Genomic DNA, 22,751 nt, shown 5'->3' with positions numbered 1-22,751 from the left:
TTGTTATCCCTACCGGCCGCTGGCCTCGCTTTGGGCGGAGCTAGCGGCCGGTAGCGTTTTATTAAACCAGAGGAGGCCATAAGCTGGCCAGCCTGGGTTTAAAATTGCTGGGCACCCGCGAGTTGGCTGGTACCGGCGAAAAGACTTTATCTTAAACATACATTTTTTGTTCTCCTGCACATGTGCGGTATTGTAGCATACCTGGGCTATCGTGAGGCCTGCCCTATTATCCTCAAAGGACTACACCGCCTCGAATACCGGGGGTATGACTCGGCCGGCGTGGCGCTGCTCAACGGTGACCTGAGCGTGTATAAAAAGAAGGGTAAGGTAGCGGACCTCGAAGCCTTCCTGACTGATAAGGATACGCACGCTACGGTGGGCATGGGCCACACCCGCTGGGCTACCCACGGCGAGCCCAACGACGTAAATGCCCACCCGCACTACTCTACCTCCGAGCGGATTGCCATTATCCATAATGGCATTATTGAGAACTATGCGGCGCTAAAAAAGCACCTGGAGCAACAGGGCCACGTATTTCACTCCGATACCGATACGGAGGTGTTCGTCAATCTCATCGAAGATATTCAGACCAACAATACCTGCTCGCTGGAAGAAGCTGTCCGGCTGGCGCTCCACGAAGTAGTTGGCGCCTACGCCATTGTCGTGTTGAGCAAGGATGCCCCGACCAGCTTATCGCCGCCCGTAAAGGCTCACCGCTGGTTATCGGCATCGGCGAAGGCGAATTCTTTGTGGCTTCCGATGCTACGCCAATCATTGAATATACCAATGAAGTAGTATACGTAAATGACTATGAGTTGGCGGTGATTCGCGATGGCCAGCTGGCCATTCGCTCGCGCGAAGACGTAGTGCAGACGCCCTACATCCAGCGCCTGGAGCTGGAGCTGGATAGCATTGAGAAAGGTGGCTATGAGCACTTTATGCTCAAGGAGATTTTTGAGCAGCCCCGTTCTATCCTCGATTCGATGCGTGGCCGCCTGGAGCTAGGGGCAGCCATCTCAACATGGCCGGCTTCCGGGCCTACGAGCAGAAGTTTGTGAATGCCCAGCGCATCATCATCGTGGCCTGCGGCACGAGCTGGCACGCCGGCCTGGTAGCCGAATACCTGATTGAAGACCTGGCCCGTATTCCGGTAGAAGTAGAGTACGCTTCGGAATTCCGCTACCGCAACCCGGTTATCTCGGAGCGCGACATCGTAATTGCCATCTCGCAGAGCGGCGAAACGGCCGATACGCTGGCTGCCCTGGAGCTGGCCAAAAGCAAAGGCGCCACTATATTCGGTATTTGCAATGTAGTGGGCAGCAGCATTGCGCGCGCAACGGATGCCGGCGCTTACACGCACGCCGGCCCCGAGATTGGGGTAGCCTCAACCAAGGCCTTTACGGCCCAGGTAACGGTGCTGACGCTGCTGGCCATGTGCATGGGCCAGCGCCGGGGCACGCTCTCCGATACCAAGCTCCGCGAGCTGGTAACCGAGCTGCACAACATTCCTGCTAAGGTGGAAAAGGCCCTTAAGCTCGACGCCGAGATTCAGCTGATTGCCGAAACCTTCAAAGATGTCCCGAACTTCCTGTACCTGGGCCGGGGCTACAATTTTCCGGTGGCGCTGGAAGGGGCGCTTAAGCTAAAGGAAATCAGCTACATTCATGCCGAAGGTTACCCCGCCGCCGAGATGAAGCACGGCCCATTGCCCTCATCGATGAGAGCATGCCGGTGGTGGTTATCGCTACCAAGGATAGCTCGTACGAGAAGGTGGTAAGCAACATTCAGGAGGTAAAAGCGCGTAAGGGTCGCATCATTGCGGTAGTGACGGAGGGCGACACGACTATTCCGGCCATGGCCGAGTTTGTTATTGAAGTGCCCGCGACTTCGGAAGTGCTGATGCCGCTCGTGTCCGTTATTCCGCTGCAGCTGCTGAGCTACCACATTGCCGTGCTGCGCGGCTGCAACGTAGACCAGCCCCGCAACCTCGCCAAGTCGGTGACGGTGGAGTAGGCTTGTTAATGTGAAAATGCGGGGAATGTGGAAGATGTGAAAATATTTTGGCATAATTAGCCAGGCATTTTCGCTTCCACATTCCCTTTTTGCGTTTCAGCCGGGCATTTTCACCTCTTCCGCATTTCCCATATTTTCACATTTCCCAAAATGTCTCACCAGATTATCCTTACCGACCAGGCGCCCGCGCCCATTGGCCCTTACAGCCAGGCTATTAAAGCCGGCAGCACTGTATATGTATCGGGCCAGATACCACTAAGCGCCGCCGGCCAGCTTGTGGGCGAAGGCGACGTAGCCGCCCAAACCCACCAGGTGCTGCAAAACCTCACGGCCGTGCTAAAAGCCGCCGGGCTGGCGCTCACCGATGTAGTAAAGTGCTCCATCTTCGTAAAAGACCTGGGTAACTTCGCCACTATCAATCAGATATACGGCACGTATTTCGACGAAGCCACCGCCCCGGCCCGCGAAACCGTGGAAGTGAGCCGCCTGCCGCGCGATGTGGAGGTGGAAATCTCCTGCATTGCGGTAGGGTAGGCTGGGCGGTAAGCTTTAGCTTGCCTTTGCAGCCGACTATTCGACCAGCGGCAAGCTAAAGCTTACCGTACAAGCTACCTTTGCGGCATTATGAGTAACCGACCTGTCCGGGTGCGCTTTGCCCCTTCGCCCACCGGGCCGCTGCACATTGGCGGCGTCCGCACGGCGCTCTACAACTACCTGCTGGCCCGCAAGCTGGGCGGCACCATGATACTGCGCATTGAGGATACCGACCAGAACCGGTTTGTGCCCGGCGCCGAAGACTACATCCGCGAGAGCCTCGAATGGGTAGGCATTGAGCTGGATGAAAGCCCCTGGAAGGGCGGCCCGCACGCGCCCTACCGCCAGAGCGAGCGCAAGCCCATGTACCGCGAGTACGCCGACCAGCTTATCCGTGACGGCTACGCCTACTATGCCTTCGACACACCCGAGGAGCTGGACGTGATGCGCGAGCGCCTGCAGGCTGCCAAGGTGCCCAACCCGCAGTACAACAGCATCACGCGCGCCCAGATGCGCAACTCGCTCACCCTGCCCGAAGACGAGGTAAAGCAGCTGCTGGAGAGCGGCGCGCCCTATGTCATTCGCCTCAAGGTGCCGCGTAAGGAGGAAGTGCGCTTTCAGGACATGATTCGGGGCTGGGTGGTGGTGCACTCGTCGGCCATCGACGACAAGGTGCTGATGAAGTCGGATGGTATGCCCACCTATCACCTGGCGAATATTGTGGATGACCACCTGATGGACATCTCCCACGTTATCAGGGGCGAAGAGTGGCTGCCCTCGGCTCCGCTGCATGTGCTGCTGTACCGCTACCTGGGCTGGGAGAAGACCATGCCGCAGTTTGCCCACCTGCCGCTGCTGCTCAAGCCCGACGGCACCGGCAAGCTCAGCAAGCGCGACGGCGACCGCCTCGGCTTCCCGGTGTTTGCCCTGGAGTGGCGCGGTACCGACGCCGAAACCGGCGAGCCGACCCTCAGCAAAGGCTACCGTGAGGAAGGCTACCTGCCCGAGGCGCTGGTCAACTTCCTGGCCTTTTTGGGTTGGAACCCGGGCACGGCCCAGGAGATTTTCTCGATGCAGGAGCTGATTGAGGCGTTCTCGATTGAGCGCGTGAGCAAGTCGCCCGCCAAGTTTGACCAGGCGAAGGTGAAGTGGTTCAACGAGCACTACCTGCGGGCCAAGTCCGATGCCGAGCTGGCGCCTTATCTGCTGCAGGCATTAGCCGCGCACGATATTGCCTGCGACCAGGCCAAAGCCGAGCAGATTGTGGGCGTGATGAAAGAGCGCGTCAGCTTCCCGCAGGATTTCTGGCAGGAAGCCAAGTATTTTTTTGATGCTCCTATGGAGTATGACCCCGCGGTGGTAGCCAAAAAGTGGAACCCGCAGGTGAGTGCTGCCCTCCTTGCCTATGCCGATGCGCTGCCCGCCAACTCGGAGCCTAGTGCCAATGCAGAGGTGCTGAAGGCATTATTTAACCAGACGATGGAAGCCCAGGCGCTGAAGCCCGGCCAGGTATTGCAAGCCCTGCGCGTAGCCGTGACCGGAGCCGCCGCCGGCCCCGACCTGTTCGAAACACTGGCCATTCTGGGCAGCGGCGAGGTAGCCGGCCGCTTGCGTATGGCTGTGGAGCGCCTGGGATAAGCCCTGGGGTTGGCTTCGGCCAAAAACCTTTGTTGGAGGCCGCGCCGTATGCACATACGGCGCGGCCTTCTGTCGTATAAGGCGGTGCTTGCTTTCATCGGTAATTCGCTAACCGCTCTCCGCATTCTATCATGGCTAAAAAACCCACTAAACCCAAGCAAAAAGCTCCCGAACCCGAAAAAAAGGCGCGCGTGCATAAAGAGCTGGAAGGCTTCGAAATTGGGGTAAATCCATTGGGCGAGATAACTTCCAACTACTCCATTGAGCAGATAAATCAATTTCTGGGCCGCCACGTGCGCGACAAAAAAATAGTGCACCGCGAAGGCCAGTTTGGCGAAGACGCGCAGGCCAAAACTGCCGCCGAAGCCGCGCGCCTGGCGCAGGAAGACGATGAGGTATTCCCCGTGGCAGATGGCCAGCAGGACGAGCCCGAAGAAACCGACGAGGACTTTATGAAGCGCACCAGCCGCGAAGCCAAGCGCAAAAAGACAGTCGGCAACGAAGCTGATGAAGCCGCCGAAACCCGCCTTGAGCTGCCCGAATAGACGGCGAAGAAAGGTAGAATGCTGCTGCACTGGCGCTAAAAGGCAAGTCGGTCTGCCCCGGCTTCCGTAGCTTTCGTGCGGGTACGGGTCGGCCATGCTGGTAGGTTTTTAGGGGTGCGGGTCGCCTAAATGAGGGGCGCGCTATATTTGCGCTTCACCCTAGCTTGCTCGTGCCCGTGCGCTCCCACGACGTTGACTACCGTATTCTTGGCTCCGATATTCAAGTGCTCGAAGTAGAGCTGGACCCGCAGGAAACCGTTATCGCTGAAGCCGGTGCCATGGTGTACATGGAGGAAGCTATTGCCTTTGAGACCAAGATGGGCGACGGCTCAACGCCCGACCAGGGCCTGCTGGGTAAGCTGTTTTCGGCGGGTACCCGGCTCATCACGGGCGAAAGCTTGTTTATGACCCATTTTACGAACCGTGGCAGCTATGGCAAGTGCCGGGTTGCTTTTTCGGCCCCTTATCCGGGCACTATTATTCCCGTCGACCTGAGTACCCTACCCAATGGCCTCATTGTGGAGCGGAGCGGCTTTCTGGCCGCTGCCTGGGGCACTCAAATCAGCGTCCATTTCAACCAGCGGCTGGGCGCGGGCTTTTTTGGCGGCGAAGGCTTTATCCTGCAAAAGCTCACGGGCGATGGCAAAGCCTTCGTGCATGCCGGCGGCACCATCATCGAGAAGCAGCTCCAAAACGAGCTGCTGCGCGTTGACACGGGCTGCATCGTCGCCTTTGAGCCCGGTATCGAGTTCAGCGTGGCCCGTGCCGGGGGCTTGAGGTCGATGATATTTGGGGGCGAAGGGCTGCTGCTGGCGACGCTACGCGGCACGGGCCGCGTCTGGATTCAGTCAATGCCCGTCAAAAAGCTCATTCAGGCCCTGGCTCCCTGGGGTGCCAACTCTAAAAAAGAAAGCGGCACCGTACTGGGCGGCCTCTTCGGCAGTCTGCTCGACGAGTAACGGGCGCTACTTGGTACTGACCAGGTAGGCGGCCACTACCAGGCCAGCTACTAAAGCGATACTCAATAGACAGATAATCAGCAGGATGCGTCTGTCGGGGGGCCGCGCGGCATCCAGCTGCTTAGCCCCGTTAAAAGAGGAGCGCCGGTAGCGTCGCTCGGTTGATTTGAAGGAAGGGGAGGCCATTGAGGCGCAGTAAGCAGGTGAGAAAAATTCTAATCAAATGACGGTTAAGTTTAAATTACGGAATAGGTGTAAGACTGGATGCTAGTTGCCGGCTGCTAAATTAGTAAGTGCCAGCTGCTTGCCCCATTTAATTGAGCTAAACCCTGCTTTTGAGCAGTGCGGGGCATTTGTAGTAGTTTCAGATAGTATTATTTATAGCGGTAGCGCCGTTTTACCTGCGTATGCACATTGCCTTTGCTGCTGATTATGTGCTGCCGCTGCCGCCGGGCCATCGGTTTCCGATGCTAAAGTATGAGCTTTTACCTGAGCAGCTGCTACATGAGGGCACGGCCACTGCTTCCGATTTTTTTGTGCCCGTGCCGCCAGCCCTGGCCGATGTGCTGCTGACGCACGAGGCTGACTATGTGCAGCGCCTGCTGCACGGCCAGCTGACGCGCCCCGAAGAGCGAGCCAGCGGCTTTCCGTGGTCGCCGGCGCTGGTCCGCCGCGAGCTGATACTGCTTGGGGGTACTATTGGCTGTGCGCAGCGGGTGCTGGCGGCGGGCGAGGGCGTGGCGCTCAACATCGCCGGTGGTACCCACCATGCGTTTGCCGGCCGGCCCGAGGGGTTTTGCCTGCTCAACGACCAGGCCGTGGCGGCCAACTGGCTGCTGGCCCATGAGCCGACGCGGGTGCGCCAGATACTCATTATCGACCTTGATGTGCACCAGGGCAACGGCACGGCCGCTATTTTTCGGCACGAGCCGCGCGTATTTACGTTTTCGATGCACGGCGCCCGCAACTTCCCGGGCCGTAAGGAAGTGTCGGACCTCGACCTGCCGCTGGCCGATGGCACCGGCGATGCGGCATACCTTGCCCTGCTCGCCGATGTACTGCCGCGCTTGCTTGACGAGCAGGTGCGCCCAGACTTTGTATTTTACCTCAGCGGCGTTGATGTGCTGGCTACCGACAAACTGGGCTACCTCGCCCTCACGCGGGAAGGCTGCCGCCGCCGCGATGAGCTGGTGCTGGCGGCCTGCCACCAGCGCGGGCTGCCCGTAGTGGTATGCATGGGCGGCGGCTACTCCCAAAAAATAGCCGATATTGTGGAAGCCCACGCTAATACCTATCGTGTGGCCGCCAGCCTGTGGGATTAAATGATTTTATAATATATATTAAAAAATATATATTATATACTAAAGAAGCCCCGTCCTACTCAGGGCGGGGCTTCTTTAGTATGAGCCGCAAGCTATTTGCTAGCTACGGTTCTGGTTCGACGTATTGGTAGTGTTCGTATTGGTATTGCTGTCCGAGCTGAAGGTGTTGTGAAACCAGCTCTTGATGTCGTCGATGGCGTGGCCGGTTTTCTGCTGGAGCTGGCCAAACCACTCATCCTGCTTGCCTTCCTGGTAGGTCAGGTCGTCGTCGGTGAGGTTGCCCCACTTCTGCTTGGCAGCACCTTTAATCTGGTTCCAGTCGCCACGAGCGCGCAGCTCAGTCTGGTCGTTGAGGTTATTATTGTTGAGGTCCATGGGTGAAATATGGAAAAGGATGGGATGTGTGTCTTGTACGCACCGCCCGCTCAGCAGGTTTTATAGCTCAATGGCTCAGGCTCGCCAGCAGGGCCGCAAAAAGCACTACGTACACTCCCGTAGCAGTGCCGTAGCCGGCCCAGGTGCGCCCGCGCTTACGGCGGTTGGCCTGCTGCTGGTAGCCATGGGCATAGTCGGCATCGGCGAGCAGGGGCGGCGCAGCCAGGTTGCGGGCGCGCACCGGCACGCTACTGATGCCGATAGTGGGCGCCAGCCCCAGCAGCGGCCCCAGGTACAGCGTGGTGCCAAATGCCGCCCAGTACGGGCCGCTCTGGTGATAGTAGCGTTGGGCATCGAGCCGGCCCAACTGCTGCCGCTGCGCCCTGCTAAGGCCCACCAACGGTTCGGTGCCCGGCCGCACCGAAGGGCTGTGCGCAGCCAGCACTTCGTGGGTACCATTGGCATAGCGCACCAAAAAAACCGTTGCCACGGGCAGGTGCAGGGTATCGGGCCGGGCGCTGGCCGGGCTTACAGAGTCGGGCCGCGGCAGGTAGCTTACCTCATCGGGCGTAATGGTGAGCACCCGGCACCGGATTTCCTGGCCGCTGGTGAGCAGGAGTACATCGGTGGGAAGGGCGGGCTGCTGGGCCCGCGAGAAGCGAGCCACCAGCAGCAGGCTGGCAAGGCAGCTCAGAAACAGAAGGCGATAGCGCACACTCATTGATAAAAGTTGTAAAATGGTGGTCAGTTATTAATTGCGCCGGCTGTTGAAGCCAAACAGCAGGCTGATACGCGCCCCACCGTGCCCAGGCACTACGGCTAGGTTGACCGGAAAATTGATGCCATTGGAGCGAAACGACGTGCCCAGCGCCAGCACGATATCGGCCCCAATCGGAGTCAGGTTGGGCCCCAGCCCAAACTCAAAGCCTTTGGGCCCGCGCAGGCCCAGTATCCCGCTCACGCTCGGAATGAACAAGCCCTGCTCCAGGCCACCTACCAGCGGCACGAACTCGACCAGTCCGCTCGTGCCATTGGGTAGGCGAAATAGCCGCGACTCGAACTGCCAGCCAAACTGAGTCAGGAAGGGGTTGAGGCTGCCTACCTGGTCGCGGGCGTGGCTCAGCACCCCGTCGGTGAGCACCGTGAAGCCCAGGCGTGGGCCGCTCAGGTGCACGGGCTCGGCCGTCTGCTCGTCGCCGGGCACGGCAGTCGGGTAGGAGAGGCCCGGGTTGGGCGGCAGATAGGCGGGCGCCGGCAGGCTACCCAGCTCCTGCGTGCCATTGGCGTAGCGGATGCGAAAAACCTCCGTCTTGCGCACGCTGATGAGCGGCCCGTCCGGATTGTCGGTGCGGCGGTACTTTACCAGGTCGGGGGTTATTTCAACCACCTTCACCTGTATTTCGGTGCCGTCGGTACGGGTAAGCAGGTCCTGAGCCCCTGCAGGGTGGGCAAACAGGGCGGCGAGCACCAGCAGTAGTGCCAGGCGTAGCAATTGGTTCATGGCGAAAGGGCTAGCGGTAAAAGAATAAGCCGAAGCTAGCGGCTTCACCCCGGCCCATGCCAGCCGACTTTTCGCTTTGTCAGACTTTAGCCGGAATGGTATTTGTTGGGTAATTATCTGTATGATAGACCATTAACCTAAGATAAATTAGATTTTGATAAAAGAATATTGCCCTTCTCGGCGCCGATAGGCGCCGGAGTGTATTTTGCAGGGCTGCTGCCCGTGTGGCCCGCTCTTTTTTCATGGACGACCTTCGCCTTACCCTCCAGACCCTGGCCCCCGACGACCGCCGCGACCTGGTGCAATTCATTCAGTGGCAGCGCCGCCGGGCTACCGGCCGGCAAGACTTACGCCTTCTTAGCCTGCTGCTGCACGCCCAGGAATACAAGCCGGACTACCTGATACGCAAGCTCTACCCCGATGAGCCCAACCCCGTGGCTTACTATGCCTTGCGCAAGCGGCTCTTTAAGCACCTTACCGAGTTTTTGTTGCTGCGCCAGCGCCAGCACGATGCCACGGCCGCCACTGCGGTGCGGGGGCAGCTGACGCTGGCCCAGTACCTGTTTGGGGCCGGCGTGCCGCGCCTGGCCTGGAGCGTGCTCCGCAAAGCCGAAAAGCTGGCCCTCGACAACGAGCAGTACGAGTCGCTGAACGCGGTGTACAATGTGCAGATTCAGTACGCAGGTCTGCCCCACGCCGAGCCGCTCGATGCCATTATCGAGCGCCGCCACCGCAACAAGAAGGCGGCCGACGAAGAAGAGCGGGCGGGTATTGCCGATGCGCTGCTACGCCAGCGCCTACGCCAGGCGCGGCTGCACGGCCGGGGCGCGGTGCCCGTCGATGAGCTGGTGCGCAATGTGCTGAAAGAGTACAGCTTGCAGGAAGCATTTGCCCGGTCGCCGTCCTTGCTGTGCCGGCTCCTGAGTATTGCCCGCCACGCCATGCTGGTGCGCGGCGACTTTGCCGCGTTTGCGCCCTTTATCGAGCGCTGCTACCGCCTGATGGAGCGCCGCCACGGCTTTGCGCCGGCCCACCGCGAGTACCAGCTGCGCCTGCTCTATATGCTGGCGCATGCGCTTTACCGTGCCCGGCGCTTTGCCGACTCGGTGGTGTACCTGGAGCAGGGCCAGGCCATTCTGACTAACGCGCCGGGCCGGCAGTTCAGCGACCTGGCCCCGCGCTTTACCTTTCTGCTGGCCGCCAACTACGCTTTTATGCACCGGAATACGGAGAGTATTCAGCTTCTTGAATATGTATTACGGGCTAAGCCGGCCCTTCTACCTGCGCACCAGCTTACGGCGCGCTTGCAGCTTACTTTCCATTATTTTGCGGAGGGCAACTTTCACAAAGCCGGCCAAACGCTCATCAGCCTCGACCGTACTGACCATTGGCTGGAGCAGAATATGGGGCTGGAGTGGCTGCTCAACCACAATATCGGCGAGCTGCTCATCCAATTGGAGTTAGGCAACCTGGACGTAGCTCTGGTGCGGCTGCGGGCCATTATGCGGCGCCTGCACGAGCAGTTCCCGGCTGCTGAGGCTACTGCCGATACTCCTGCGGTGCCCCTGGGCGGCCCGTACCACGCGGTAGTATGCTACCTGGAGCTGGTGCACGAAATTATGGATGACCCGGCCGTAGTGAGCACCCCAGACTTTGCCGGGCGCGTGGCCACCATGCCCGCGTTTCTTTCCGAAGAGCGCGAAGACCTGCAGGTACTTAGCTTTTTTGCCTGGTTGCGGGCGCGGGTGCTGGGACGACCGTACTACGAGGTGCTGCTGCAGCTGGCTGCGCAATAGCGCTACCTAGCAGTGGAGTAGGGCATCTTTACCTGTTAATCTCCGTGGTTAGAGTGGTTTCGGAGTGAGTGTTCGGGTTTCCAGGGTAGCTTGCGGTATGAAACTTATTCGGATGATTTGCGCCAGCGCGTAGCGGCGGCTTACGCAACGGGACAGGTTACGATTGGCCAGGTGGCCAGCCGCTTTGCCGTTTCCGTTTCGTTCGTGGAGAAGCTACTCAAGCGCCAGCGTACCAGCGGCTCCGTGGCCGCCCTGCCCCACCGCGGTGGCCCCACGCCCCGTTTGCAGGCGGCTGACCGTGACCGCCTCGCGGCCTGCGTGGCGGCCCAGCCTGACGCCACGCTGGCCGAACTGCGCCAGCAACTGGTGGCTGCCGGCAGCCCCGCCGTGGGGCTGCCGGTGCGCTGGCAGACGTTGCAACGGCTCGATTGGCGGCGCAAAAAAAAGCGTCTGCACGCCGCCGAGCGACACTGAGGGGTGAGGACGCAGCGCCGGGAGTTTGTGGAAGCTATTCAACACGAAGACGTTACGCGCCTGAAGTTCGTGGAGGAGACGCGTGTCAATCTGACCTATACCCGCCGCAATGGCCGCGCCCCGGGCAGACAGCGGGTGGACGCGGCCGTGCCCTTGCACAACGGCCCCAACGTGACGGTGATAGCAGCCCGCTCGGCCCCAGGCGTGGAGGCGGTCATGGAACTGGACGGGGCCGTGAACAAGGCCAGCTTTGCCGTCTCCGTGGAGCAGGTGCTCGGGCCGGGCTTGCAGTCGGGCGACGTAGTCGTGCTGGCTAGCTTGCCCGTGCACAAAGCTGCCGGCCGGGCGAAGCTAGTCGAAGCGCGCGGCGCCCGGCTGCTGTACCCGCCCCCGTACTCGCCGGATTTCACGCCCATCGGGTTGGCCTTCAGCAAGCTCAAAACCACTTGCGCACCGCCGCCCGCGAGGCCCTGCCGAGCGACTTGCAAGCGGAGCTGACCTGGATTACGGCCGAGGATGCCCAGAAATGGTTTGACCATTATGGCTATCACGTACCCTGATTACGAATCTGCTCTAGGATGCCTGATAATCTAAGTACCTGAAAGCCCCAACCGGAGTCGCTTAAAACTCGGCGTTTTTTGGGAAGCGCGGGAATGGTATCACATCGCGGATGTTGGTCATGCCCGTCACGAACAGCACTAGGCGCTCGAAGCCCAGGCCGAAGCCTGCGTGCGGCGCGGTGCCGAAGCGGCGCGTGTCGAGGTACCACCACAGCTCGTCTTCCGGCACGTGCATCTCGGCCATGCGGGTTTGCAGCTTTTGCAAATTCTCTTCGCGCTGCGAGCCGCCGATAATTTCGCCGATGCCCGGAAACAGCACGTCCATGGCCCGCACGGTGCGGCCGTCATCGTCGAGCTTCATGTAGAAGGCCTTGATTTCCTTCGGATAATTCGTCAGGATAACCGGCTTGCGGAAGTGCTTTTCCACCAGGTAGCGCTCGTGCTCGCTTTGCAGGTCGGTGCCCCAATCGACGGGAAACTCAAATTTCTTCTTAGCCGCTTTCAGAATTTCCACGGCCTCGGTATAGGTGAGGCGCTGGAAAGCATTGTCGGTCACGAACCGGAGGCGTTCCAGCAGCTCCTTGTCGTAGGTATCGTTGAGAAACTGGAGGTCGGCAGCACAGTACACCAGAGCATATTTCACCAGGCTTTGGAGAAAATCCTCCGCTAGGTCCATGTTGTCAGCGAGGTCATAAAACGCCATTTCGGGCTCTATCATCCAGAACTCGGCCAGGTGGCGGGGCGTGTTCGAGTTTTCGGCCCGGAAGGTGGGGCCGAAGGTGTACACCTGGCCTAGCGCCAGGGCCGCCAGCTCGCCTTCAAGCTGCCCGCTTACGGTGAGGTTGGTTTGCTTGCCAAAGAAATCCTGCGAGAAATCGACCGAGCCGTCTTCGGTGCGCGGCGGGTGCTCGGGGGCAGGGTGGTTACCCGAAACATCTGGCCCGCGCCCTCGGCATCGGAACCCGTGATGATGGGCGTGTGCACGTAGTAGAACCCGTGCTCGTTGAAATACTGATGAATAGCAAACGCCAGCGCGTGCCGGATGCGCAGCACCGCCCCAAACGTGTTGGTGCGGGGGCGCAGGTGCGCAATTTCGCGCAGGTGCTCCAGCGAAGTGGCTTTCTTTTGCAGCGGGTAGGCTTCGGGGTCGGCAGTGCCAAGCACGCTTATTTCAGTAGCCTGCACCTCTACCGACTGGCCTTTGCCCTGGCTGGCCACCAGCTGGCCGCGCACGGCGATGCACGAGCCGGTAGTGATATCCTTCAGGCTTTCCTCGGGAAACTTCTCGGCATCGGCCACTACTTGCAGCGTGGCGAGGCAGGAGCCGTCGTTGAGGGCAATAAACTGCACATATTTGTTGCCCCGGCGCGAGCGAACCCATGCCTTGACGAGAACTTCGCGGTTGAGGTCGGTACTTTGCAGCAGGTCTTGGATGCGGGTGCGGCGGAGCTGGTCGGCAGGCATAAGCGGGTTGCAAAAGGCAGTTGAGCTCGCAAAGGTAAAGCCTTCGCCCAGGCAGCACCGCTAACCCCAACGGGAAATTGCCAGTAGTAGCGCATGACCATTACATGAGCTACGCCGTACTATGTTGTTTCGCCCGTTGCCACTACCAGGTTACTTTTCTCGCAACATTCTATGCAACGCCTTGATTTAAAGCAGCTTCTTTCTCAGCGCCTCTCGCCTCAGCAGATTCAGTTTATCAAGCTGCTGCAAATTCCTACTGCCGAGCTGGAAACCCGCATTAAAGAGGAAATGGAGGTAAATCCTGCTCTTGAAGAAGGTGATAGTGAGGACGCTGACGAGCGCGACGAGAACCCCGATGACGAAGCGCCCGAGGCCGACGACCCCAACGACTCGCTCGATAGCGACGACGCCACGCTGGAGGAGGATTTTAGCGCCGGCGAGCCGGCCGATGACAGCCCCGGTCTCGACGACTATGCCGACGAGCGCCCCGAGCCGGCCGCCGAAGCCGAGGCCCTGGGTATCGACAATGACAACCACGAAATCGACATCAGCGACTACGTCAACGACGATGAGATAGCGGGCTACAAGATGCAGGGCGATGGCCCCGGCGACGAAGAGGAGCGCGATATGCCGCTGGCCGATACCAGCGGCTCGTTGCAGGATTCGCTGCTCGACCAGCTGCACTTTGCGCAGCTTGATGAGCTGCAACAGGCTATCGGGGAGCAGCTTATCGGCTCCATTGATGGGGATGGCTACATTCGGCGCGACCTGGCGGCCATTGCCAACGACTTGGCTTTCAGCCAGAATATCGAGGTGAGTGAGGCCCAGATTGAGGCCGTGCTGCACGTGGTACAGCAGTTTGACCCGCCGGGCATCGCGGCCCGCGACCTGCCCGAGTGCCTGCTGCTGCAGCTCGAGCGCCGGCCCCAGGACGAGGCCACCCAGAATGCCGAACGCATTCTGACCGAAACCTTCGAGGAGTTTACCAAGAAGCACTACCCGCGTATTCAGCAAAAGCTGGATTTGGAAGATGACGAACTGAAGGAAGCCGTGGCCGTTATCCTGAAGTTGAACCCCAAGCCGGGCGGCAGCGGGCCGGTGAGCGGCAGCAAGGGCAGCGCTGGCGGGGCACAGTACCTTATGCCCGACTTTATCCTCACCAACGACAACGGCGAACTGAACCTGACCCTGAACGCCCGCAATGCCCCGAGCTGCGCGTGAGCCGCGACTACCGCGAGATGCTGCAGACCTACGACAAAGCCGCCAAGAAAGACCAGAAGATGAAGGAGGCCGTGAGCTTTGTGAAGCAGAAGCTGGACTCGGCCAAGTGGTTTATCGACGCCATCCGGCAGCGGCAGAACACGCTGCTGCGCACCATGTCGTCTATTGTGGAGCGCCAGCGCGAGTTTTTTATTACCGGCGACGACTCCAAGCTGCGGCCCATGATTCTTAAGGATATCGCTCAGGCCATTGGCATGGACATCTCGACGGTGAGCCGGGTGGCCAACTCCAAGAGCATTCAGACCGAGCACGGCATTTACCCGCTCAAGTTCTTTTTCTCGGAAGGTATCGCCACCGACTCGGGTGAGGATGCCAGCAGCCGCGAGGTGAAAAGCATACTGCGCGACCTCATTGGCAACGAGAAGAAAGACCACCCGCTCAGCGACGACAAGCTGGAGAAGATGCTGAACGCCAGGGGCTATAACATTGCCCGCCGCACCGTGGCCAAGTACCGCGAGCAGCTGAACATTCCGGTGGCCCGGCTGCGCAAGGAGTTGTAGCGCTGCCTTAGGCAGGCAGTCCGGCACCGGGCGGGTGTGGCCGGGTGCAGGGGAGAAATGGGCCATAGCAGCCGGCTGGGGAAGCCTGGAAAGGCACGCGGCTAGAGCGATTTCGGGTCTGTTGAACAGTGTTTTTGATATAGCTTTCGCTAGACAAGCCTGTTGCATTGATTTGCGTGAGCGCGTCGCGGCCGCCTACGCGCCCGGTCAGGTCACGATGGGCCAGGTAGCCAGCCGCTTTGCCGTTTCCGTTTCGTTCGTAGATAAGCTACTAAAACGCCAGCGCACGAGCGGCCCGGTGGCGGCGCTGCCCTACCGGGGCGGGCCCGCACCCCGCCTACAAGAAGCGCAAGCGCACCGTCAGCGCCTGGCGGCGAGCGTGGCCGCCCAGCCCGACGCCAGGCTGGCCGAGTTACGCCAGCTGCTGGTGGCTGCCGGTGCGCTGGCAGACGTTGCAACGGCTCGATTGGCGGCGCAAAAAAAGCGTCTGCACGCCGCCGAGCGACACCGAGGGGGTGAGGACGCAGCGCCGGGAGTTTGTGGAAGCTATTCAACACGAAGACGTTACGCGCCTGAAGTTCGTGGAGGAGACGCGTGTCAACTTGACCTATACCCGCCGCTACGGCCGCGCGCCGGGCGGCAGCGGGTGGACGCGGCCGTGCCCTTGCACAACGGCCCCAACGTGACGGTGATAGCAGCCCGCTCGGCCCCAGGCGTGGAGGCGGTCATGGAACTGGACGGGGCCGTGAACAAGGCCAGCTTTGCCGTCTCCCTGGAGCAGGTGCTCGGGCCGGGCTTGCAGTCGGGCGACGTAGTCGTGCTGACTAACTTGCCCGTGCACAAAGCTGCCGGCCGGGCGAAGCTAGTCGGCCGAGGATGCCCAGAACTGGTTTGACCATTGCGGCTATCAGGTATCCTGACTACGAAGTTGCTCTAGTATCCACATTTCAAAAACGAATGGGATATCCGGGAGGCTTGGTATGTTTGTTGGGTAGTTTAAAAGTAAGTAAAGGGTCGAAACAGCGCTTATTCGCTTCCCAACGTGCACAACTCATTTGACTACCTCGTCGATGTGATAGAGATTATATACTTCGTCAATAAAGCCGAAGCTCTTCTTAGAAACATTCTGCTCGGTAGTCAACAGCAGCACTAGTTGGCGGCCCTCAAGTTGTTGGCGCAGATTAAGCTCATGTACAACATGGCTTTCGGCTGGGATATTTTCGGGCCAGTACGTATACTCGTTGTAATACCAAAACCGCGAGTGGTTATCCAGTAGCTTGGATAAATAAGGATAAAAACCAATGAAGCTCTGGGTAAAGCTGTCGCCTATTAGCAGCGCATTGAGACGTTGCTGATGTGCAGTAGGTGCGGCAAACGTGACAACCGGATATGCCATAGGATAAGGGCGGGGTAAGCGCAGCAGGTTTAACCCCCTCGCAATGTCATTGTCTGTAAAGCGTAGGCTATCGGTGGTAACCAAACCGGGGCGTACAGTTGTGAAGTCAGGCAAATCGACGTGCGTTAGCGCTTCAATAGCTCGAAAAAGCGTGTCAGCTACCAGTGTAACCCCGTAGCCACTCCAGTGTGTGCCCCCACGTGGAAACAGTGGATAAGCCGCAGTTGGCTTCCATTTTTTAAAAAGTGCTGCCGCATCAAGAGTATGCACGCCCGCCTTCGGTAATGCGTGCGAAAATTCTTCATAGTTGGTAGGTCCCGGCCATATAGCCTGCACGCTTGGCGGCAGGTCTTCAGGCTGATAGCTAGGCTTGCCGGGTGCAAGCACATAGAGAAGCTGCACACCGTGGCGCGCCAAGCTATCCTGCACGTCACGCACACGCTCAGCATGCTGTCTGAGAGCATCGATTCCGAGATAGTCGCGACCCAGGTATGATTCCGTAGGGCCACCTTGGTAGAGCACTTCGTGCTGTCCCAACAGCACGTCGCTGGCATGCACTTGGTTAAATAGTGAGTAAGCTAGCTGGTTGCGCAGCCGAATAGCTAGCTCCCTAAAGCCTAGCCGGTCGCTGAGGTAGGTTTCGAACTGTGGCTGGTAGGTGTCGGAAAGCAGATTTTCGAAGCTGAAGCTCGGGCACGCGCTTGGCTCCGAATAGCCTTCCAGAGGGGGTACAGGTAGCAGGTGCCATTTAGCTTGTAGCGCTGGCAACACGAATAAGAGGGATAAAAGACCCAGCAATACTTTTTTTAGACCAGGAAAAACAACCGCAACCGCTTCCATAGCAACTAAAACCGAAAGTAGATAAAGGGATTAAACGAACTACCCAAAATGGAGCCCGCGCTTAGCAAAAGCAGCAGCCCCGTTGCGAGGCTGAGGCCAATAGCCTGGCGGGGCGAAAGTGTATGCACGAAATACAAGCCTAAATTGCGCTTTTCCAGAGCAGGTAGCGCATTCATGAAGGCAAAAAAGGCCCCCAGGGCCAGCAGAAGCCAGAACTGGCTGCCGAACTGCTGCCAGTGCATGGCGGGCACAGTAGGCGGCGGGGCGGCCACGCCTTCCCAGCTTACCACCTGCCGGGGGTGAAACTGTCCCAGCATCCGCCCAATGTAGGCCACCGCCTGCGTTAGGGTCTCGGCCCGAAACAGCACCCAGCCCACAACGGTAATAAGAAAAGTGGGCACGATACTCAGCGCCCCAGCGCGCCGGTACAGGCGCAGCAAAAACAGGCGGTCCAGTATAAGCCAGAAGCCGTGGTAGGCACCCCAGACAATAAACGTCCAGGCGGCTCCGTGCCAGAAGCCCGACAAGATGAACACCGTCCAGAGGTTGATATAGAGGCGGCTGGTATTAACCCGATTGCCGCCCAGCGGAATATAAAGGTAGTCGCGCATCCAGCGTCCCAGCGTAATGTGCCAGCGCTGCCAGAATTCGGTGATGGAGCGCGAAACGTAGGGCGAGTTGAAGTTTTCGGGAAACTGGAAGCCCATGAGGCGGCCCAGGCCCACGGCCATATCAGAATAGCCCGAGAAGTCGAAATAAATCTGAAAGGTGTAGGCCAGCGCTCCCAGCCAGGCCTGCGCTACCGGCAGAGTAGTGGGGTCGAGGGCAAAAATGCGGTCGGCCTGCTCGCCCAGCACGTTGGCAATCAACACTTTTTTTGATAGGCCGATAATAAACCGGAACATACCGGCCAGCTTCTCGTCCACGGTATCAAAGGCCCGGCGGTCGGTGAGCTGCCCGGCTATCTCGTGAAAGCGCACGATGGGGCCGGCTATCATCTTAGGGAAAAGCATGATATAAAGCATGAAATCCCAGAATGAGCGCAACGGCTTATTCACGCCCCGGTACACGTCAATGGTATAGGTCAGCTTTTCAAAAGTGAAAAACGAGATGCCAATGGGTAATACGACCTTTTCCCAGGTCAGGGGCGGACCCCCGAAGTAGCTGCGCACCGCGCTGGCATTGTCGAGAAAAAAGTTGGCATACTTAAAATAAAACAGCATGCTGACATTGAGTAGAATGCTGATTATCAAAAATATTCGTTGCTTCCAACGCTCGGCCGAAGCAGCCATGCCCCGAATGAGAAAGAAGTTGACAACTACCGAAGCCAGAAATAAGGCCAGAAAGCTCAAGCCCCCCCAGGCGTAGAACAGGAGGCTGGCCAGCAGCGCCACCGTATTCTTGAAGCGGACTGGAACCAGCCAGTAAAATCCTAGAAACGCGGGTAAAAAGTAGAAGAGAAAGAGCGTACTACTGAAGACCATACCTAAAAAAGAAGCTGCCCCGGCCGGGGGCAGCTTCAAAACTACGAAGAGAAAATCAGTTGCTTACCGGTGCCCATGGTCACCGCCCCGGTCGCCACCGTGGTCGCCGCCGGAGCCTCGTTGGCCACCCTGCCCGGGGTTGCCGCCCCGAAGCCGCCCCGATTACCGGGCTGCATCTGGGGCTGGCCCCCGCCAAAGCCGCCGCGCTGTACCTGGGGCTGACCTCCGCCAAAACCGCCGCGCTGTACTTGAGGCTGGCCGCCCCCAAAGCCACCGCGGTCGCCGCGCTGCACCTGCGGCTGGCCGCCCCCAAAGCCGCCTCGGTTATCGCGGCCGCCCTCTATGTGGGGCTGCCCGACGCGGTAGTCGCGGCCCCGGTCAAACTCGCGACCCCGGTTGCGGTCGTAGCCATAGACGCGGCCCGCGCCGTAGTCGTGGCCGTAGTACTGGCCCCCGCCACCGTAGCCGCCGCGCCGAAACACGGTCACATATTGCGGGTAGCGACTGCGGTAGGTATTGATATAGAGCCAGGGCTGCGGGCCGGCGTAGCTCACCGGTACCGGGTGGAAATAATAGGGGTCGTAGCCATCGAGGTAGGGCGTCTGAATCCATTGCCCATCCTGAAAGACGATATATACCCCGTTGTAGATATCGTAGTATCCGTCAATCTCCGGGATGTAGTAATACTGCGTGCCCTGCGGCACGGGCGGCCCCCAGGCTGGTAAGCCAATGTTTACGCCCACACTTACTTGCGCCTGGGCGGCGAGAGGAGCAGCGAAAGCCAGGCCAGTGCCCAGCGCGAAAGCAAGAAAGCGGAGGTGGAGTTTCATGGCAGGAAGAAAAAGTGGGTTGGGTTGCCTACTACCCACTAGGCAAGTAGAGTGCCGAAATTTGAGTTTGCCGTTATACGGAACATGTTTGCGTACTGACTGGCCAAATGTACCGACTAACTCTCGTCAAAGCGCATAAAAAGGCCCCGCCGGGTAGCTTGTCCTTACCCAAATCTCGTAGAGAAAGCGCCGGCCGGTAGGCCGGCGCTTTTTTAGTGCCCTACGCGTTGGCGTGGGATGCGCATTTCTCAGCAATTTTGTGATGCCCAGCAATGGGCCAGCACGCATTTTGGGACCGTACAGCTCGGTGATGTGCGCCGCCAGCGGCGCGTCTGTACGCTAGTAGCTGGCTGGGCCCGCCAGCCTGGGGCCAGTATCCCGCAGTTGGGGCCGGGTCGGCCTACGCTAGCAAGGCCGCCTACCAGTTGCTGGGCGGGGCAGCCGTCACACCCGACATCCTGCAAGAGCCACACCGCCAATTAGTTCAGCAGCAGTTGCAGCAGGCCGGCACCTATTTGCTGGTCGAGGACACGACCCAGTTGCGCTGGGCCCCCGCCACGGCCCGCCGGGCGGGCCTGGGACCAGTGGGGGCGGGGCCAGCGGGGAGCAGGGCGTACTGCTGCACTCGTTGGTGGCCGCCAGTTGGCCAGCCAGCGACCTACCGGCGGGGGCGGTGCGCCCACCGCTGCCCTTGCTGGGGCTGCTCGACCAGCAGTTTTACGTGCGCCAGGCCCGGCCAGCGGCCGAGAAGGCGCACCCCCACGGCGGCAGCCGGCCCCGGCAGGGGCGGGTGCGCGAGTCCGCGCTGTGGGCGCGCAGCCTGCGCGCGGTTGGCTCACCGCCGGCGGCTGGGCGCTGGGTCGTGGTGGCGGACCGCGGCGCGGATATTTACGAGCATCTGCGCCAATGCCGACAGCAGGGGCTGGGCTTTGTAGTCCGGGCCGCCCAAGACCGGGGCTTGGTCGCCCCATCTGAGGCGCCACCGCCGACGCTCTTTGCCGTGGCCCGGGCGCAGCCTAGTGCCGGGCAACTGGAACTGGCCTTGCGTGCTCGTCCGGGCCAAGCGGCCCGGCAGGTGCGCCTGCAGGTGAGTTACAGTGCCGTGTTGGCGCTACGCGCTCCCCAACGGCCGGGCGCTAGTACGGGCAAAGGGGAACCGGTGGCTGCCAGCGTAGTACAGGTGTGGGAGCCGGGCGGTAAGCTGGAGTGGCTCCTACTGTGTGACGACGTGATAAGCAGCTTCCCCCAAGCACAGGAACGGGCTCGACAGTACGCCAGCCGCTGGCTCATCGAGGACTTTCATAAAGCCCTGAAAACGGGCCTGGGTGCCGAGCGCTTGCAACTGCACACCGCCCCACGCCTGTTTGCGGCGGTGGCCTTGCTGAGCGTGGTGGCGCTGGCGCTAGTGGACCTGCGCGAGCATAGCCGCCAGCAACCCGATGCACCAGCTGAGTCGTCAGGTCTATCAGCCAGCTATTTACGGGTCTTGCGCAGCCAGCGCACGCGGCCCATTCGAACCGTGCGGGAGGTATTCTACGCCCTGGCTGGACTGGGTGGGCACCTGGGCCGAACCGGCGATGGACCGCCAGGCTGGCAGACGCTCTGGCTCGGGCTGGTGAGCCTGCGCTACTTAGCCGAAGGCGTACGGCTGGCCGCCCTGTTGCCCCCGGAAGAGCACTAAAAAAGCGCCGGCCTATCGGCTGGCGCTTTCTCTACGAGATTTGGGTAAAGACAAGCCGGGTAGCGAGGCTTTTCAAACGTGCAGGCATAGTGCTTAGCGACGACCTCTGTCGTGGTCGCGGCGGTCATCGTGGCGCATGTCTGCCGAGCGGTAATAACGGGCATGGTGGTCGCGATACTGCACCCATGGCTGCCGGCCGCGATAATCTACTACCACCGGGTGAAAGTTGGCCGTGTTGTAGCCCGGTACTACGGCCATCGGTACCCAGCGGCCGTTGCGCTGCACGATGTAGTTGCGGGCGGCCAGGTCATAGTAGCCGTCAATCTCCGGCACGTAGTAGTACTGCGACCCGGCTGGCACGGCGGGGCCCCAGGCGGGGTGGCCAATCTGCACATTAACGCCAACCTGGGCGTGAGCAGCCGGAGCAGCCAATGCGGCGAAAGCGCCGAACACAAAAGCAAAAATCTGCGGGCGGTAGTTCATGGTTGAAACGGAAAAAGGTTGAACAGAATACTTGTGTAACAACAAAATGGATGCCTGAACGCACACAGATTCGATAAGTCTGGCTATTTTACAGACCAATAATTCCATTCTGCCGACCAGCCAAACCAGCCGTCCGCTACCAAAAAAAGCGCCCATTGGGCGCTTTTTAAGAATGAAGCTGTTTAGGAAGTAGGCGAGCGACCAATTCTGCGCAGCAGTAGCACGGTAAAGGCCAGCCAGTGAAACGCCAGCCAGGTATGCAGGCAGGTTTCAAAGCGCACGAGTAGCGTTTTGAAGCCGTCGAGCCAGGCGTTGAGTTGCTCAATAACCTGTCGGCGGCGGTAGAGTTCGGGGTCAAACAGGGTATCATCGTCGATTTGCCAGTCGGCCGAACGCCGGTTGCGCGGGATGTTGACCTCAATATCGCGGTGGGCACAGGCCTGGCGTAAGCTGTTGACATCAAAGGCTTTGTCGGCGTTCAGAAACAAGCCTTGCAGGCACAGGTCCGCCTGCTCCAACGTTTGGCAAAGCTCGCCAAAGACGGCTTCCAGCTCAAACGTATCGTGGTGCTGCCCGGCCTGGGGCGTGGCCAGGGCCAGCGGCTGGCCCTGGTTGTCGGCCAGGAACAGGGCGTTGGTGGTGCGCGCCGCTTTGCGGCCCTGGTAGCCCACGGCCACCCCGCCGTTCTTGGCCGGTGTGTGGCTGCCGTCGAGTTGCACGCTGGAGAGGTCGAGCAAGCGGCGGTGTAGGCGCAAGAGCGTCAGCCACAGCTTTTTCCAGGCCCCTTGTTTGCTCCAGGTGTGGAAATGATAGTACACCCCCTGCCAACTCAGGGGCTCGCCGCTGAATAGGGCGGCCACCGGTAGCCAGCGCCACTGACAGCCGGTTTTGAGTTTGTAGAGAATGGCGCCCACCACCTCGGCCGGAGCCACGCGCCGCCGCCGGCCCTGGCTGGGAAAGGGTAAATAGGGCAGTAGCCAGGTCACGATGATATCTTTGGAGAGGACTTCCACGGGCAGGCGTAAGAAACTTGGTTGGGTCGCACCCCAAATTTCTCTCCGCCGTGGGAGTCTTT

The 22,751-nt window shown here is 59.9% G+C and carries 20 protein-coding genes and 3 pseudogenes; 13 read left to right on the top strand and 10 right to left on the bottom strand.

The genetic code is table 11. The features are described from left to right. Positions 1-180 precede the first annotated feature (180 nt). From glmS to GKZ67_RS17555, 5 genes and pseudogenes are all read left to right on the top strand, one after another. Positions 181-2,013, top strand: a pseudogene (glmS, locus tag GKZ67_RS17575) (glutamine--fructose-6-phosphate transaminase (isomerizing)). A gap of 150 nt (positions 2,014-2,163) precedes the next feature. After that, positions 2,164-2,547, top strand: coding sequence for a RidA family protein (locus tag GKZ67_RS17570; protein ID WP_173244938.1), 384 nt, complete (start codon positions 2,164-2,166; stop codon positions 2,545-2,547). A 90-nt stretch (positions 2,548-2,637) separates the two neighbouring features. Next, positions 2,638-4,185: a glutamate--tRNA ligase gene (gene gltX / locus GKZ67_RS17565; protein ID WP_173244934.1), complete on the top strand. Its 1,548-nt coding sequence runs from the start codon at positions 2,638-2,640 to the stop codon at positions 4,183-4,185. Between the two features lie 131 nt (positions 4,186-4,316). Then, entirely contained in the window at positions 4,317-4,730 is a 414-nt protein-coding gene (locus GKZ67_RS17560; protein ID WP_173244932.1) for a hypothetical protein, read from the top strand. A gap of 176 nt (positions 4,731-4,906) precedes the next feature. Continuing rightward, positions 4,907-5,689 carry a TIGR00266 family protein gene (locus GKZ67_RS17555; RefSeq protein WP_173246945.1) on the top strand — a complete coding sequence of 261 codons (783 nt, stop codon included), beginning with the start codon at positions 4,907-4,909 and terminating at the stop codon, positions 5,687-5,689. Between the two features lie 6 nt (positions 5,690-5,695). Here GKZ67_RS17555 and GKZ67_RS17550 read toward each other — a convergent pair whose 3' ends face one another. Next, the gene (locus GKZ67_RS17550; protein ID WP_173244929.1) at positions 5,696-5,875 is read right to left on the bottom strand and encodes a hypothetical protein; all 180 of its coding nucleotides are present in this window, start codon (positions 5,873-5,875) and stop codon (positions 5,696-5,698) included. Positions 5,876-6,096: 221 nt separating this feature from the next. Here GKZ67_RS17550 and GKZ67_RS17545 point away from each other — a divergent pair, with 221 nt between their 5' ends. After that, positions 6,097-7,011 carry a histone deacetylase gene (locus tag GKZ67_RS17545; RefSeq protein ID WP_173244926.1) on the top strand — a complete coding sequence of 305 codons (915 nt, stop codon included), beginning with the start codon at positions 6,097-6,099 and terminating at the stop codon, positions 7,009-7,011. A gap of 99 nt (positions 7,012-7,110) precedes the next feature. Here the strand turns inward: GKZ67_RS17545 and GKZ67_RS17540 are convergent, their stop codons facing one another. The 3 genes from GKZ67_RS17540 to GKZ67_RS17530 form a co-directional block, all read right to left on the bottom strand. Further along, a complete protein-coding gene (locus GKZ67_RS17540) occupies positions 7,111-7,386 on the bottom strand; it encodes a CsbD family protein (protein ID WP_173244923.1) in 276 nt (91 codons plus the stop codon). A 67-nt stretch (positions 7,387-7,453) separates the two neighbouring features. Beyond that, positions 7,454-8,101 (bottom strand): hypothetical protein, encoded by a 648-nt coding sequence (locus GKZ67_RS17535; RefSeq protein WP_173244919.1) that lies wholly within the window; start codon positions 8,099-8,101, stop codon positions 7,454-7,456. Positions 8,102-8,137: 36 nt separating this feature from the next. Further along, on the bottom strand, positions 8,138-8,887 hold the full coding sequence (locus GKZ67_RS17530) for a hypothetical protein (protein ID WP_173244916.1): 750 nt from the start codon (positions 8,885-8,887) through the stop codon (positions 8,138-8,140). Positions 8,888-9,129: 242 nt separating this feature from the next. Between GKZ67_RS17530 and GKZ67_RS17525 the strand changes: the two genes are divergently transcribed. From GKZ67_RS17525 to GKZ67_RS17515, 3 genes are all read left to right on the top strand, one after another. After that, positions 9,130-10,683: a hypothetical protein gene (locus GKZ67_RS17525; protein WP_173244913.1), complete on the top strand. Its 1,554-nt coding sequence runs from the start codon at positions 9,130-9,132 to the stop codon at positions 10,681-10,683. A 90-nt stretch (positions 10,684-10,773) separates the two neighbouring features. Next, positions 10,774-11,157: a transposase gene (locus tag GKZ67_RS17520; protein ID WP_173244910.1), complete on the top strand. Its 384-nt coding sequence runs from the start codon at positions 10,774-10,776 to the stop codon at positions 11,155-11,157. 3 nt (positions 11,158-11,160) lie between these two features. Continuing rightward, positions 11,161-11,655, top strand: coding sequence for a transposase (locus GKZ67_RS17515; RefSeq protein WP_173244907.1), 495 nt, complete (start codon positions 11,161-11,163; stop codon positions 11,653-11,655). Between the two features lie 123 nt (positions 11,656-11,778). On the opposite strand, the pseudogene asnS reads toward GKZ67_RS17515, so the two are convergent. Next, a pseudogene (asnS, locus tag GKZ67_RS17510) lies at positions 11,779-13,181 on the bottom strand (asparagine--tRNA ligase). 171 nt (positions 13,182-13,352) lie between these two features. On the opposite strand from asnS, the pseudogene rpoN reads away from it, so the two are divergent. Together rpoN and GKZ67_RS17500 are read left to right on the top strand one after the other, a co-directional pair. Next, positions 13,353-14,962 (top strand): annotated as a pseudogene (rpoN, locus tag GKZ67_RS17505) (RNA polymerase factor sigma-54). 172 nt (positions 14,963-15,134) lie between these two features. Continuing rightward, a complete protein-coding gene (locus GKZ67_RS17500; protein ID WP_173244904.1) occupies positions 15,135-15,857 on the top strand; it encodes a hypothetical protein in 723 nt (240 codons plus the stop codon). Positions 15,858-16,013: 156 nt separating this feature from the next. On the opposite strand, the gene GKZ67_RS17495 is transcribed toward GKZ67_RS17500, so the two are convergent. The 3 genes from GKZ67_RS17495 to GKZ67_RS17485 all read right to left on the bottom strand — a co-directional run bounded on the left by GKZ67_RS17495 (position 16,014) and on the right by GKZ67_RS17485 (position 19,512). Beyond that, positions 16,014-17,198: an alginate O-acetyltransferase AlgX-related protein gene (locus GKZ67_RS17495; protein WP_173244900.1), complete on the bottom strand. Its 1,185-nt coding sequence runs from the start codon at positions 17,196-17,198 to the stop codon at positions 16,014-16,016. Between the two features lie 5 nt (positions 17,199-17,203). Then, the gene (locus tag GKZ67_RS17490) at positions 17,204-18,550 is read right to left on the bottom strand and encodes an MBOAT family O-acyltransferase (RefSeq protein ID WP_217278618.1); all 1,347 of its coding nucleotides are present in this window, start codon (positions 18,548-18,550) and stop codon (positions 17,204-17,206) included. A gap of 173 nt (positions 18,551-18,723) precedes the next feature. After that, positions 18,724-19,512 (bottom strand): hypothetical protein, encoded by a 789-nt coding sequence (locus GKZ67_RS17485; RefSeq protein ID WP_173244897.1) that lies wholly within the window; start codon positions 19,510-19,512, stop codon positions 18,724-18,726. 237 nt (positions 19,513-19,749) lie between these two features. Here GKZ67_RS17485 and GKZ67_RS25320 point away from each other — a divergent pair, with 237 nt between their 5' ends. Both GKZ67_RS25320 and GKZ67_RS17475 read left to right on the top strand, forming a co-directional pair. Then, positions 19,750-19,995 carry a transposase DNA-binding-containing protein gene (locus GKZ67_RS25320; protein WP_173243797.1) on the top strand — a complete coding sequence of 82 codons (246 nt, stop codon included), beginning with the start codon at positions 19,750-19,752 and terminating at the stop codon, positions 19,993-19,995. A gap of 148 nt (positions 19,996-20,143) precedes the next feature. Continuing rightward, positions 20,144-21,193 (top strand): IS4 family transposase, encoded by a 1,050-nt coding sequence (locus tag GKZ67_RS17475; protein ID WP_254245276.1) that lies wholly within the window; start codon positions 20,144-20,146, stop codon positions 21,191-21,193. A gap of 93 nt (positions 21,194-21,286) precedes the next feature. Here the strand turns inward: GKZ67_RS17475 and GKZ67_RS17470 are convergent, their stop codons facing one another. Beyond that, complete coding sequence (locus GKZ67_RS17470; protein ID WP_173244891.1) at positions 21,287-21,676, bottom strand: hypothetical protein; 390 nt, start codon at positions 21,674-21,676, stop codon at positions 21,287-21,289. 182 nt (positions 21,677-21,858) lie between these two features. Further along, positions 21,859-22,689: an IS5 family transposase gene (locus GKZ67_RS17465; protein ID WP_410505028.1), complete on the bottom strand. Its 831-nt coding sequence runs from the start codon at positions 22,687-22,689 to the stop codon at positions 21,859-21,861. Positions 22,690-22,751: the final 62 nt, after the last annotated feature.

Source organism: Hymenobacter sp. BRD67 (assembly GCF_013256425.1).
Taxonomy (GTDB): Bacteria; Bacteroidota; Bacteroidia; order Cytophagales; family Hymenobacteraceae; genus Hymenobacter.
This window is presented reverse-complemented; position numbering and strand designations above follow the sequence as displayed.

Bases quoted from the DNA above. Each gene is read 5' to 3' on its own strand.
- GKZ67_RS17570 (WP_173244938.1), top strand. From the start codon at position 2,164: ATGTCTCACCAGATTATCCTTACCGACCAGGCGCCCGCGCCCATTGGC.
- gltX (WP_173244934.1), top strand. From the start codon at position 2,638: ATGAGTAACCGACCTGTCCGGGTGCGCTTTGCCCCTTCGCCCACCGGG.
- GKZ67_RS17560 (WP_173244932.1), top strand. From the start codon at position 4,317: ATGGCTAAAAAACCCACTAAACCCAAGCAAAAAGCTCCCGAACCCGAA.
- GKZ67_RS17550 (WP_173244929.1), bottom strand. From the start codon at position 5,875: ATGGCCTCCCCTTCCTTCAAATCAACCGAGCGACGCTACCGGCGCTCC.
- GKZ67_RS17545 (WP_173244926.1), top strand. From the start codon at position 6,097: ATGCACATTGCCTTTGCTGCTGATTATGTGCTGCCGCTGCCGCCGGGC.
- GKZ67_RS17540 (WP_173244923.1), bottom strand. From the start codon at position 7,386: ATGGACCTCAACAATAATAACCTCAACGACCAGACTGAGCTGCGCGCT.
- GKZ67_RS17530 (WP_173244916.1), bottom strand. From the start codon at position 8,887: ATGAACCAATTGCTACGCCTGGCACTACTGCTGGTGCTCGCCGCCCTG.
- GKZ67_RS17525 (WP_173244913.1), top strand. From the start codon at position 9,130: ATGGACGACCTTCGCCTTACCCTCCAGACCCTGGCCCCCGACGACCGC.
- GKZ67_RS17495 (WP_173244900.1), bottom strand. From the start codon at position 17,198: ATGGAAGCGGTTGCGGTTGTTTTTCCTGGTCTAAAAAAAGTATTGCTG.
- GKZ67_RS17485 (WP_173244897.1), bottom strand. From the start codon at position 19,512: ATGAAACTCCACCTCCGCTTTCTTGCTTTCGCGCTGGGCACTGGCCTG.
- GKZ67_RS25320 (WP_173243797.1), top strand. From the start codon at position 19,750: ATGCGCATTTCTCAGCAATTTTGTGATGCCCAGCAATGGGCCAGCACG.
- GKZ67_RS17470 (WP_173244891.1), bottom strand. From the start codon at position 21,676: ATGAACTACCGCCCGCAGATTTTTGCTTTTGTGTTCGGCGCTTTCGCC.